Below are 12,665 nucleotides of genomic sequence, written 5' to 3'. Positions count from 1 at the left end.
ATTTTCAGGCAAAGAAACCCTTTCACGCTCTATAATTAAGCAGTCCCGTCTGTTTTCCCCCGATTTTCAGCCCGTTTTGCACGCTGGCACACTTTATGCCTGATCTTCATTGTTATTGAACGATTCAATTGCAGCCTGTCCAGTTTGTGAGGTGATGATGATCAAGATTGACCTTTCCGATTCACCCTTTTTTGATGAGATGTTAATGGCGGATGGCAAGCACCGTAGCCATTATCAGGCCTACTGGCAGTGGTTGCAGCAAGCTGATCAACAGGCAGTCCAGCGCAAAAAAGAGGAAGCTGCGCTGTTGTTCCATCGGGTGGGAATTACCTTTAACGTTTACGGCGAAGATGACGGTGCGGAACGGCTGATCCCGTTCGACAGCGTGCCGCGCATTATTCCGGCCAGCGAATGGCAAATGCTCGATCGCGGGATCTGCCAGCGGGTTCAGGCGCTGAATGCTTTTCTGCACGATATTTACCACGACCAGAAGATCCTCAAAGCGGGGATCGTCCCGGCGGAACAGGTGCTGGCCAACGATCAGTATCAGCCGTGCATGCAGGGCATTGATCTTCATCGCGATACTTACGCCCACATTGCCGGAACGGATATGGTGCGCGGCGGCGATGGCGAATATTACGTGCTGGAAGACAACCTGCGTACGCCGTCCGGCGTGTCGTACATGATGGAAAACCGCAAGATGATGATGCGGTTATACCCCGAACTGTTTGCCGAACAGCGTATCGCGCCGGTGTCCCGCTACCCATCCCACTTACTGCAAACCCTGCGCGAAAGCACGCCAGTCAACGATCCGACCGTTGTGGTACTGACGCCAGGCCGCTTTAACAGCGCCTATTTCGAGCACAGTTTCCTCGCCCAGCAAATGGGCGTTGAACTGGTGGAAAGCGTCGATTTGTTCGTGAAAGACGGCGCGGTGTTTATGCGCACCACCGCCGGCCCCTGCAAAATTGACGTGATTTACCGGCGTATCGACGATGCGTTCCTCGATCCGCTGGCGTTCCGCGCCGATTCCATGCTCGGCGTTCCCGGCCTGCTTTCAGTTTATCGGTCCGGTGGCGTGGTGCTGGCGAATGCGATCGGCACCGGCGTAGCGGATGACAAATCGATCTACCCGTATGTGCCGCAGATGATCCGCTACTATCTCGCGGAAGATCCGATCCTCAATAACGTGCCGACCTGGCAATGCCGCAAGGAAAGCGATCTGTCTTTCGTGCTGGCGAATCTGGAAAAAATGGTGGTGAAGGAGGTTCATGGCGCAGGCGGTTACGGCATGCTGATTGGCCCGACCGCCAGCAAAGCGGAAATTGAACGCTTCCGCGATTTACTGCGTACCCGCCCGGAAAACTACATCGCTCAGGAAACGCTGGCGCTTTCCACCTGCCCGACGTTTGTCGGCAACGGACTGGCACCGCGTCATATCGACCTGCGGCCTTTTGCCCTGACCGGCGCGGAAATCCGTCTGGTACCGGGCGGCTTAACCCGCGTGGCGCTGGCAGAAGGCTCGCTGGTGGTGAACTCATCACAGGGCGGCGGCACCAAGGACACCTGGGTGCTGGAAGAAAATCCAACGGAGGATGACGCATGCTAAGCAGAACAGCCAGCGAACTGTACTGGATGGCGCGTTATCTGGAACGCGCCGAAAATATCGCACGCCTGCTGGACGTGACCAACAAGCTGTCGATGATGTCGATCCGTGACGTCAACGCCCGCGATGAAAACAATGATCTGCTGGTGCCGCTGACCATGACCGGCACCCGCACGTTATTCAGTGAGCACTATCCGCAGGAATCGATGAGCAATCTGCTCAACTTTTTCGCACTGGACAGTTTCAACCACAGCAGCATTTTCAGTTGCCTGCAAATGGCCTGGAACAATGCGCATGCGGTGCGCGGCAGCCTGTCGTCTGAAGTCTGGGAAAGCATCAATGCCACCTGGATTGAGATGAAACTGATCCGCCGTCAGGGCGTCGGTTCTGCCGGTGCAGACTCTTTCTTCGACTGGGTTAAGGAACGCTCACATCTGTTTCGTGGCGCGATGTTCGGTACCTTACTGCGCAGTGATGCGATGAACTTTATCCGCCTCGGCACCATGCTGGAACGCGCAGACAGCACCGCGCGCCTGCTTGATGCCAAAAATCAGTTGCTGAATGCCGATGAAGATCCGGTGCGCGAATACTACCGGATGGACACATTACTGCGTGCCGTCAGCGCCCGCGAAGCGTTCCACACGTTATACAAGCAACAACTCAGCCAGAAGCATATCGCCGAACTGCTGGTGTTGCGCCGCGAGCTACCGCGTTCACTGCTTTCGTGCATCGAAATTATGGCCGAACAGCTGGAGGAAATCGGCGGCACGGCGGGTAATCTGCCCCGCCGCCGTGTTCATACCCTTCACGCTCAGCTGCGTTTCACCGAAATGGATGAAATTGTTGAGATGGGCCTCAGTCCCTGGTTAATGCAATTCCTTGACCAGACCAATGCCATCGCTGAGAGCATTCATCAAACCTATCTGGAGGCTCAATAATGAAACTGAATGTCACGCATCAGACGCATTACAGCTATGCGCAGCAGGTTAAACACAGCACGCAATACCTGCGCCTGACCCCGCAGGATTCCAGCCATCAGAAGATTTTGTCATGGGATCTGACGTTACCGGAATATGCCACCCGCACGCTGGATGCCTACGGCAATGTGTTGCATGTTCTGACACTGGATCAGCCGCATCAGGCGATCACCATCGTCGCCAACGGTGTGGTCGAGATTGAAGACAATACGGAGGATGACAACTGCGGGCATCTTTCGCCGCTGGTGTTTTTACGCACCAGCCCGCTGACGCTGGCTGACGGCGCGATCCGCGATTTCGCCAGCCGCTATTACCGCCCGCAGGCGCAGCACGAAAGTCTGTGCAGTCTGATGGGCGAACTGCTGCTGAAAATGCCCTATAACCCCGGCACTACCACGGTCAAAGACAGCGCCTCTCAGGCGTTTTCGGCGCAAACCGGCGTGTGTCAGGATCACACCCACGTGTTCCTCGCCTGTTGCCGCAGTCTGGGCATTCCGGCGCGCTATGTCAGCGGCTATCTTTACTCGGAAGATTCGACACACGTGGCCATGCACGCCTGGGCGGAAGCCTGGCTGGATGACCGCTGGCAGAGCTTTGATGTCACCAATAACACCTGTAAACCGAATCAGCATTTGAAACTGGCTATCGGCATAGATTATCTTGATGCATGCCCGGTCCGCGGTATCCGGTTGGGTGGAGGAAGCGAAGACATGCGCACTGTCGCGGCCGTTGCCATGCTCGACGTACCACAATAAACCTGACGCCTGAGGAAATTTTTTATGACTTACTGTGTGGCCATGCGCTTGTCCTCAGGCCTGGTGTTTGTGTCAGACTCACGCACCAATGCCGGAGTGGACCATATTTCCACCTTCCGTAAACTGCATGTTTTTCATCAAAGTGATGAACGCGTGCTGGTGATCCAGAGCGCCGGAAATCTGGCGACCACACAAAGCATTATCAGCCTGCTGCATCGCCGCGGCTTAGACGATGAGCGGGAAAACCTGCTGAACGTGAAGTCGCTGTACGATGCCGCCAGCCTGCTGGGTGAAACGGTACGTGAAGTGATTGCACGGGACAGCGGCGCGAATCAGGGCGGCAACACGGATTTCAGCTGCAACCTGCTGCTCGGTGGCCAGATTAAGGGCGAAGGCCTGCGGCTGTTCCACATTTATCCGCAGGGGAATTTCATCGAAGCCACACACGACACGCCGTATTTCCAGATTGGTGAAAGTAAGTACGGCAAGCCGATTATCGATCGGGTGCTGAGCTACGACACCGCGCTGGATCAGGCGATGCAATGTGCGCTGATTTCGATGGATTCGACGCTGCGCAGTAATCTTTCCGTCGGCCTGCCGCTGGATGTGATGACCTATCCGACCGACAGCTTCAGTGCCGCGCAACAGCACCGCATCACCGAAACGCACCCGTATTTCGACATGATCCGCAAAGGCTGGGGCGAAGGCCTGCTGAGCATTTTTGGTCAGTTACCGCCGCTGAAATTAGACGAGTAAATCCGCTTCTGGCGGAGTGATATCTCACTCCGCTGCTTTATTTGCATCCATCTTCTGAACTATCTTCTTCTCGACCTCGAACGGGTCGATACCGCGCAGTTGCAGGCGGCGGAAGCGGATGATATTAAAGCCGTTCATGACCAGAAAACTGCCTTCGATAAGCGATCCGCCAATCGAACCGAGCCAGATGTTGTGCACTACCCAGCAGCAGGTTGAGCACCACATAATGCAGCGCGTGGTCAGCCCGCTGGTGCGAAACAGCGCCCATGTACTGACCACTGTCGCGCCGACCGGCAATAATTCTACCCAGTGATGGGCGCGGCTAAGCCCTAACACCAGCGTCAGCACAATGAAAACTACCATGATCCACTGGTTACGGGTGCGCAGTGAAATCAGCGTGCGCAGGGAATTCAGTAAGGCGCTCATGCCTGCGGGAGCTGCGCCCATCATCAGGAAATGCACGCCGATAATGGCGCTGTAGGCAGAAAGCTGTTGTTTGAAGCGACGGTCGCTGCGGTTGAAAAACATCGTGATGCCGACCACGAAGGCCACAACACCAATTGACTGGGCAAACCAGTAATACGTCATTTGTCAGGAGTCTCATACGTGGAGGTCTTGCGCTGCAAAAGCAAACGGCGCTTCATAACTGAAACGCCGTTTCATCCTAACGATAAACCTGAGCGGTTACAATGTGACACCGCTTTTAAAGATGGCTAATTCACGGAAATCATTGAGTTCGTTTTTGGCTTTGCGGCCATCGGCGATCGCCACGATCAGATCCACAAATTCACCCAGCAGCTGATCCATACTGACATCGTGGATCAGTTGTCCGGCATCGAAATCGATCCAGTGCGGTTTTTTCGCCGCCAGTTCGCTGTTGGTTGCCAGTTTCACCGTCGGCACAAAACCACCGTATGGCGTACCGCGGCCGGTACTGAACAGCACCATATGGCAACCGGCACCCGCCAGCGCACTGGTGGCGACGGCATCGTTACCCGGCGCACTCAGCAGGTTCAGCCCCGGCGTGGTGAGACGTTCGCCGTATTTCAGCACGTCCATCACCGGGCTCTGACCGGCTTTCTGCGTACAGCCCAGCGATTTTTCTTCCAGCGTGGTGATACCACCCGCTTTGTTGCCCGGAGACGGATTCTCGTAAATTGGCTGATTATGTTCGATGAAGTACTGTTTGAAATCATTCACCATGTGAACGGTTTTCTCAAATGTACCTTCATCGCGGCAACGGCTCATCAGAATACGTTCCGCACCAAACATTTCAGGCACTTCTGTCAGCACGGAAGTCCCGCCGTTGGCGATCACGTAATCAGAGAAACGTCCCAGCAGCGGGTTAGCGGTGATGCCTGACAAGCCGTCAGAACCGCCGCATTCCAGGCCAAATTTCAGCTCGCTGAGTTTGCCGGGCACGCGTTTATCGTCACGCATCACGGCATACAGTTCGCGCAGACGTTCCAGTCCTGCTTCCACTTCGTCGTCGAATTTTTGCAGCGTCATGAAACGCACACGCTCTTCGTCAACGTCGCCCAGCGTTTCACGGAATACATCCACCTGATTGTTTTCACAACCGAGGCCGATCACCAGCACCGCGCCCGCATTCGGGTGACGCACCATGTTTTGCAGCATGGTACGGGTGTTCACATGGTCGTCACCCAGTTGAGAGCAACCAAACGGATGCGTAAACAGGTAAACACCGTCGGTGCCTTCCGCGTCATTGGTTTCTTTCAGGAAACGTGTCTGGATCTGACGGGCGATCCCGTTGACGCAACCAACGGTCGGGATCAGCCACAGTTCATTACGGATCCCGACCTGACCGTTATTACGGCGGTAGATCTGCACATCACGATCCGCCATCTGTTCAGGTACAGTGGCGAAATCAGGCTGATACTGGTATTCGTCCAGATCGCTGAGATTGGTTTTGCCATTTTGCGAGTGAATATGCACGCCCGCCTCAATGTCCGCCAGCGCATGCCCGATCGGCAAACCGTATTTAACAACGTTTTCCCCGGCCGCAATCGGGCGCAGGGCAAACTTGTGACCACGCGCCACAGGCTGAACCAGAACAACGGAATACCCGCCCGCTTCAACCTGCTCGCCCGCATCGATATCGCGCAAGGCCACAGCGACATTATCAGCGGTATGAATTTGAATGATACTTTGCATAGTTGCTCTCTTAGCTGTAAGCCGCCAACGCATCACGCATGCCGCGATCATCAATCGCCTGCAATTGCTCGGTCACTTTCGCCGTCAGACCCGGCACGGTATTCAGGTCACGTCCCCAGTGTTCTTCATCAGCCAGCACAGTTTCGACCAGCCCGATTAACGGCAGGCTGCCGTTACGCACATCACTCCACAGGCCGGAGAAACGGCTCAGCCAGTGTGCATCGTCCTGCAGCGGATAAACTTCTCCGTTACGCTCACCACGGTAAAACGCCAGCAACGCCGCCAGTGCAAAGGTCAGACGCGGAGGCAGAAGCTGATTCTTCGCCTGGCTCGCCAGCAGTTGCGGCAGAATACGGGTGCGGTATTTGGTCATGCCGTTCAGGGCAATCGACAGTAACTGATGCTGAATGAACGGATTGCGGAAACGACTGAGCACCGCCTGTGCAAACGACGTCAGTTCATCCTGCGGCAGGTCCAGCACCGGCGAGATTTCCTCGGCGATCGCCAGTTCGACGAAGCGGCTGATTTGCGCGTCATTCATCGACTCGCCCACAGTATTCAGTCCTGCCAGGAAGGCCACCGGCACCAGCGCAGTGTGCGCGCCGTTGAGGATCGCCACTTTGCGTTCTTTATACGGTTTGATGTCGTCAACCAGACGGATATTCAGCGGCAGTTTGTCCAGACGCAGTTCCTGAGCCAGACTTTTTGGCCCCTGAATGACAAACAGGTAGAAGTGCTCCGCGCTGTCAAAGAAGCTGTCCTGATAGCCCAGTTCTTCCTGCAGGCTGTCGACCTCACTGCGCGGATAACCGGTGACGATACGGTCAACCAGCGTTGAGCAGAATGTATTGCTGTTTTCCAGCCACTGGGTGAATGCCGCCGGAAGCGCCCATTGTTGCGCGTAACGCAGCACCAGTTCCTGCAATGCCTCGCCGTTGTAGTCGATCAGTTCGCAAGGCAGCAGAACCCAGCCTTTATCAGCCGCACCGGAGAAATGCGTGAAACGTTCGAACAGCAAACGGGTCAGCTTGGCCGGGAAACTTGCCGGAGGCGCGTCTTCCAGACGATCGCTCTCGACATAGCTGATACCGGCTTCGGTGGTGTTGGAGAACACGAAGCGGATATTCGGGTCGCGGGCCAGCGCCAGATATTCATCAAACTGATGGTAGATATTAATTTCACGGTTAACAGAACGGATGATGCGGGTATCACGCACCGTTTCACCCTGCTCGTTCAGACCGCTGATGATGGTCGTATACAGACCATCCTGAGTGCTCAGTGAAGGCGGAAAATCAGTATCAATCGGGCGCACCACTACGATACCGGCATCGAGATCAGTATGTTCATTCAGCAGGTCGATTTGCCAGTCAACAAACGCACGTAAGAAGTTACCTTCACCAAATTGAATAATTTTGTCCGGGTGCTGACGGCCAGGGAAGTCACGGCGATTTAACCTTTGCATCTCACATTCACCTTAATTTGCTCAGACTCCGGTCTTTGAGGGCGGAAAAATTGCCCCGTGGCCGTCGTTCTTTGTTGGGATAATTATTTGTTATTTATGATTTTGTTTCAGGAGCGCAGGGATCTGCGCTCCGTTACTGTCTAGTGATGACTGCCTGGTTCATGCAGATCAGTTCAGTTCGATCTGGAAATACTGTTTGGCGTTGTCGAAGCAGATGTTTTTCACCATATTGCCCAGCAGTTCGATGTCTGCCGGTGCTTCGCCATCTTCCACCCAGCGACCGATCATCTGGCACAGGATGCGACGGAAATATTCATGACGCGTATAGGACAGGAAGCTGCGGCTGTCGGTCAGCATGCCGACAAAGCGGCTCAGTAAGCCCAGGTTGGCAAGCTGTGTCATCTGACGTTGCATGCCGTCTTTCTGATCGTTAAACCACCAGCCGGAACCGAATTGCATTTTGCCCGGCATCCCTTCGCCCTGGAAGTTACCGACCATGGTACCGATCACTTCGTTATCACGCGGGTTCAGACAGTACAGAATGGTTTTAGGCAGGCCACCGGCCAGACCCTGCGCGCCCAGCAGTTTTGACAGCGGTTCTGCCAGCGGCTGGTCGTTAATGGAGTCGAAACCGACATCTGCGCCAATCAGCTGGAACATACGGGTGTTGTTATTGCGCAGCGCGCCAATGTGATACTGCTGTACCCATTCACGACGCTGATATTCAGAAGCCAGATACAGCAGAACACCGGTTTTGAACTGAGCAATTTCTTGCGCTGTCGGCGTTTCACCGTTCAGACGACGGGACAAAATACCGTCCAGCGTCGCGTCATCCGCTTCGCCGTAAACGACCACGTCCAGCGCATGGTCAGAGACTTTGCAACCGTGCGCCGCAAAGTGATCCATACGCTTTTTCAGGGCATCACGCAGATCGCTGAAACGGGTAATGGAGACATCTGCCGCCGCTTCCAGTTTCTTCATGTAATCGACGAACGTGTCCGCTTCAATGTTGAAAGCTTTGTCCGGGCGCCAGCTTGGCAGCACTTTGACATCAAAGCTGGGATCTTGTGCCACCGCTTTATGATGTTCCAGAGAATCGATCGGGTCATCGGTAGTGCCGACCATTTTCACGTTCATCTGTTTCATGATGCCGCGGGCAGAGAAGTCATCCTGCGCCAGCAGTTCGTTACCGCGTTCCCAGATTTCGCCCGCGGTAGACGGGGAAAGCAGTTTGCCGGTGATACCGAACGGACGGCGCAATTCAAGGTGCGTCCAGTGGTAAAGCGGGTTACCGATAGTGTGAGGAACCGTTGCAGCCCAGGCGTCAAATTTCTCGCGATCGCTGGCATCACCCGTACACATACGCTCAGGCACACCGTTGGTACGCATCGCGCGCCATTTGTAGTGATCGCCTTTCAGCCAAATGTCATACAGGTTTTTAAATTTGTAGTCCTGTGCAATCAGCTCAGGCGGCAAATGGCAGTGGTAGTCGAAAATTGGCTCATCTTTCGCATAGTCGTGATACAGGCGACGTGCGAATTCTGTGTCGAGAAGGAAGTCTTCCGTTAAAAACTGCGCCATCTTAGGTTCCTCATCATGAATTCTGTAGAGTTATCACTCAATGGTGCGAAGTTATCACACCAATTTAGATTGTCGTCCAGCTCTTTTTAGGGGGTTAACCCTGCCGAAGCGGGCGATCCGAGACCATAAAAACCCACTAACTCTCTGTAAAATAATAGCGTTAAAGCTATAAACCGCTGTGACCTATTATCCTCACAATCAGAGTGTCATTTTGTGATGTCACTCAAACTTTAAATCTGTATGACAAGTTAATTCGTACCAGATATGACAAAACAGCGTTTTGCCCCTTACTCATTTACCGCCTGCGCTTCATATCGCGCCAGAAGCCTGCTGCTCAGGGCTTTGTTAATGCATTTTTACACTTACCGACAACTTATCAGTCATTTTGGAAAAACAATCCTGTTCATTAACTGTTCAGATTAAATGTGATCATTCGGTAAAGTTGTTACACCAATTACGTTTCGATAATTTCGTTATCTTTGTTAATCAGTTTCTGAAAAATGTGAACCGCATCATGTTAAATGCACTTTTCATTGTAAAATCAAGTAAATAACTCTGTAGTTAAAAAAGTTAAGTAACCACACAATATAAATGTGGTTTTGTGATGTCATTCAAATTTTAAATCTGTATGACAAGTTATCTTTGCTTCGCCCGGACAAGAGCGTCAGAGATTACCTGCCACGTCCTTTCGCTGTTGCCCGGGCAAATCACTTCCCGGGCTCAATCAGACCATGGCGAAGCATTCTTTCTGGTGTCCAGGACGTTCATCGGATCCAAACGCACAAATAACAATAAAGCAGTGCGTCAAGCATCGGGCAGCTCCCAGTGAAATCTTCTGGCGGCGTGGTACCCGGAAAACGTTAAGGAAAGCCAGAACCCCACGCTTATTCAGGTGGTGCGAAAAACGCCCTGACAGCCTGTCGCTGTCATCGCCGGATTATTTACTGGGAGAGAGTTAAATGGCTAAGATTAAAGGGTTACGCTGGTACATGATCGCGCTGGTTACCTGCGGCACGATACTGGGTTATCTGACACGTAACGCTATTGCCGCCGCAGCACCTACGCTGATGAGCCAGTTGAACATCAGCACACAGCAATATTCTTACATTATCGCCGCCTATTCCGCCTGTTATACCCTGATGCAGCCGGTGGCGGGTTACGTGCTCGACGTAATGGGCACCAAAGTCGGTTACGCGATGTTCGCTATCATGTGGGCCATCTTCTGTATGGCAACGGCGCTGGCAAGCAGCTGGGGTGGCCTGGCTATCGCCCGTGGTGCGGTCGGTATGGCCGAAGCCGCCATGATCCCTGCCGGTCTGAAAGCCAGCAGCGAATGGTTCCCGGCCAAAGAGCGTTCAATTGCCGTCGGTTACTTCAACGTCGGTTCCTCTATCGGCGGGATGATTGCGCCACCACTGGTCGTCTGGTGTATCGTGATGCACAGCTGGCAGCTGGCCTTCATCATTACCGGTGCGTTAAGTCTGGTCTGGGCACTGGGCTGGCTGGTGTTTTATAAGCATCCTAAAGATCAGAAGAAACTCAGCACAGAAGAACGTGATTACATTCTGGAAGGTCAGGAAGCACAGCATCAGACTGACAACGGCAAGAAAATGTCTGCCATGCAGATCCTGCGTAACCGTCAGTTCTGGGGCATCGCGCTGCCACGTTTCCTGGCTGAACCCGCCTGGGGGACATTCAACGCCTGGATCCCGCTGTTCATGTTCAAAGTGTATGGCTTCAACCTGAAAGAAATCGCGATGTTTGCCTGGATGCCGATGCTGTTTGCAGACCTCGGCTGTATCCTGGGCGGCTATCTGCCACCGTTATTCCAAAAATACTTCAAAGTTAACCTGATCGTTTCCCGTAAAATGGTGGTCACCATGGGTGCGGTTCTGATGATTGGCCCTGGCATGATCGGCCTGTTCACCAGCCCTTACGCAGCCATCGCTTTACTGTGTATCGGTGGCTTTGCTCACCAGTCACTGTCCGGTGCGCTGATCACATTGTCTTCTGACGTGTTCGGTCGTAACGAAGTGGCGACAGCCAATGGCCTGACCGGGATGGCGGCCTGGATGGCAAGTACCATGTTTGCTCTGGTGGTGGGTGCGCTGGCCGATACCATTGGTTTCAGCCCGCTGTTTGCAGCGCTCGCGGTCTTTGACCTGCTCGGTGCAATCATCATCTGGACTGTTCTGCAAAACCGCTCAGCAGCAGAAGTGGCTCCGGCTCCGCTCAAAACCGCAAAAGCCTGATCCATCGTATTAAAGCCCGGTAATGCTTTTACCGGGCTTTGCTGTTTTCTGACATTTCTCCAAAGCCTTTCTGCCCAATGCACGGTGCAACAGCCTTTCGTAAATCGTATACTGGCACTTGTATAATAAGTTCACAGGTCTGTCCGACACTTACTTCTTACAGGTTTCACTACTTTAAAGAGCACTCATATGGAATCCACAGACACCAGACGTCTATACCAACAACTGGCTGCTACGCTCAAGGAACGCATCGAAACAGGTTTGTACCCGGTTGGTGAGAAGTTACCGGCCGAACGTCTGATTTCCGATGAAATGGATGTCAGCCGCACCGTGGTGCGTGAAGCGATTATCATGCTCGAAGTTGAAGGTTACGTGGAAGTGCGTAAAGGGTCGGGCATTCATGTCATGTCAAACCAGCAGCGCCATCTGGTGGTGCCGGATTGTGGTAGTGAGTTTGGAACCTCCGGTCCGTTTGAGCTTTTACAGGCACGTCAGCTGATAGAAAGTAACATCGCTGAATTCGCCGCGACTCAGGTGACGAAACAAGACATCATGCGTCTGATGGAGATTCAGGAACATGCGCGGCAGGAAGACCGTTTCCGTGATTCCGAGTGGGATTTAAAATTCCACGTGCAGGTTGCACAGGCGACGCAAAACAGCGCACTGGCGACCATTGTTGAGAAGATGTGGAGCCAGCGGTTACACAATCCTTACTGGCGCAAACTGCATGAGCATATCGATGAGAAGTCGATTGAAAGCTGGTGCGAAGATCATGACCTGATCCTGAAAGCGCTGATCCGCCGTGATCCGCACGCGGCGAAACTGGCGATGTGGCAGCATCTGGAAAACACCAAGCAAATGCTTTTCCGCGCCACAAGTGATGATTTCGAGTTCAACGTAGACCGTTATCTGTACTCAGAAAACCCGGTCGTGCATCTCGATCCTCCTGCGCTTAACACCAAATAATTCCCTTTAAGGCAGGTTAATTCCCCCAACCTGCCGTTTTACACTTTCTCCCCCGCTCGCCCGCAGAACCTGTCAGACACTGTCGAGTAGTGTCAGCCAATGTAAAACCCTTTCCCAAACGCGCTTCAGACTTAA

10 protein-coding genes are annotated in these 12,665 nt (G+C 53.5%); 6 read left to right on the top strand and 4 right to left on the bottom strand.

Annotated features, from left to right (window positions below):
* The first annotated feature begins 157 nt into the window (after positions 1-157).
* Genes ACJY2G_RS00935 through ACJY2G_RS00920 form a run of 4 tightly spaced genes read left to right on the top strand, consistent with a single transcriptional unit; the run spans position 158 to position 4,094 of the window.
* Entirely contained in the window at positions 158-1,609 is a 1,452-nt protein-coding gene (locus ACJY2G_RS00935; protein ID WP_439291115.1) for a circularly permuted type 2 ATP-grasp protein, read from the top strand.
* Positions 1,603-2,544 (top strand): alpha-E domain-containing protein, encoded by a 942-nt coding sequence (locus ACJY2G_RS00930; RefSeq protein ID WP_439291054.1) that lies wholly within the window; start codon positions 1,603-1,605, stop codon positions 2,542-2,544. Before ACJY2G_RS00935 ends, ACJY2G_RS00930 begins: the two co-directional genes overlap by 7 nt.
* Positions 2,544-3,338, top strand: a complete 795-nt coding sequence (locus tag ACJY2G_RS00925) for a transglutaminase family protein (protein ID WP_112288100.1) — start codon at positions 2,544-2,546, stop codon at positions 3,336-3,338. Before ACJY2G_RS00930 ends, ACJY2G_RS00925 begins: the two co-directional genes overlap by 1 nt.
* A 24-nt stretch (positions 3,339-3,362) precedes the next feature.
* Positions 3,363-4,094, top strand: coding sequence for a peptidase (locus ACJY2G_RS00920; protein WP_439291052.1), 732 nt, complete (start codon positions 3,363-3,365; stop codon positions 4,092-4,094).
* A 24-nt stretch (positions 4,095-4,118) separates the two neighbouring features.
* Here ACJY2G_RS00920 and ACJY2G_RS00915 read toward each other — a convergent pair whose 3' ends face one another.
* From ACJY2G_RS00915 to uxaC, 4 genes are all read right to left on the bottom strand, one after another.
* A complete protein-coding gene (locus ACJY2G_RS00915; RefSeq protein WP_439291050.1) occupies positions 4,119-4,682 on the bottom strand; it encodes a YgjV family protein in 564 nt (187 codons plus the stop codon).
* Positions 4,683-4,778: 96 nt separating this feature from the next.
* Complete coding sequence (locus tag ACJY2G_RS00910) at positions 4,779-6,269, bottom strand: UxaA family hydrolase (RefSeq protein WP_439291049.1); 1,491 nt, start codon at positions 6,267-6,269, stop codon at positions 4,779-4,781.
* A 10-nt stretch (positions 6,270-6,279) separates the two neighbouring features.
* Positions 6,280-7,731 (bottom strand): tagaturonate reductase, encoded by a 1,452-nt coding sequence (locus ACJY2G_RS00905; RefSeq protein WP_120162136.1) that lies wholly within the window; start codon positions 7,729-7,731, stop codon positions 6,280-6,282.
* Between the two features lie 168 nt (positions 7,732-7,899).
* Positions 7,900-9,312: a glucuronate isomerase gene (gene uxaC, locus ACJY2G_RS00900; protein ID WP_120162137.1), complete on the bottom strand. Its 1,413-nt coding sequence runs from the start codon at positions 9,310-9,312 to the stop codon at positions 7,900-7,902.
* A gap of 959 nt (positions 9,313-10,271) precedes the next feature.
* Between uxaC and ACJY2G_RS00895 the strand changes: the two genes are divergently transcribed.
* Positions 10,272-11,564 (top strand): MFS transporter, encoded by a 1,293-nt coding sequence (locus ACJY2G_RS00895; RefSeq protein WP_112288094.1) that lies wholly within the window; start codon positions 10,272-10,274, stop codon positions 11,562-11,564.
* 189 nt (positions 11,565-11,753) lie between these two features.
* Positions 11,754-12,530 (top strand): transcriptional regulator ExuR, encoded by a 777-nt coding sequence (gene exuR / locus ACJY2G_RS00890; protein WP_120162139.1) that lies wholly within the window; start codon positions 11,754-11,756, stop codon positions 12,528-12,530.
* Positions 12,531-12,665: the final 135 nt, after the last annotated feature.

Origin of the sequence: Rahnella sp. ATs2 (genome assembly GCF_051851855.1) — a bacterium.
In the GTDB taxonomy this organism is placed as follows: domain Bacteria; phylum Pseudomonadota; class Gammaproteobacteria; order Enterobacterales; family Enterobacteriaceae; genus Rahnella; species Rahnella variigena.
This window is presented reverse-complemented; position numbering and strand designations above follow the sequence as displayed.

Coding starts and splice junctions, on each gene's coding strand:
- uxaC (WP_120162137.1), bottom strand. CDS start 9,312: ATGGCGCAGTTTTTAACGGAAGACTTCCTTCTCGACACAGAATTCGCA.
- ACJY2G_RS00920 (WP_439291052.1), top strand. CDS start 3,363: ATGACTTACTGTGTGGCCATGCGCTTGTCCTCAGGCCTGGTGTTTGTG.
- ACJY2G_RS00905 (WP_120162136.1), bottom strand. CDS start 7,731: ATGCAAAGGTTAAATCGCCGTGACTTCCCTGGCCGTCAGCACCCGGAC.
- ACJY2G_RS00925 (WP_112288100.1), top strand. CDS start 2,544: ATGAAACTGAATGTCACGCATCAGACGCATTACAGCTATGCGCAGCAG.
- ACJY2G_RS00895 (WP_112288094.1), top strand. CDS start 10,272: ATGGCTAAGATTAAAGGGTTACGCTGGTACATGATCGCGCTGGTTACC.
- ACJY2G_RS00930 (WP_439291054.1), top strand. CDS start 1,603: ATGCTAAGCAGAACAGCCAGCGAACTGTACTGGATGGCGCGTTATCTG.
- exuR (WP_120162139.1), top strand. CDS start 11,754: ATGGAATCCACAGACACCAGACGTCTATACCAACAACTGGCTGCTACG.
- ACJY2G_RS00935 (WP_439291115.1), top strand. CDS start 158: ATGATCAAGATTGACCTTTCCGATTCACCCTTTTTTGATGAGATGTTA.
- ACJY2G_RS00910 (WP_439291049.1), bottom strand. CDS start 6,269: ATGCAAAGTATCATTCAAATTCATACCGCTGATAATGTCGCTGTGGCC.
- ACJY2G_RS00915 (WP_439291050.1), bottom strand. CDS start 4,682: ATGACGTATTACTGGTTTGCCCAGTCAATTGGTGTTGTGGCCTTCGTG.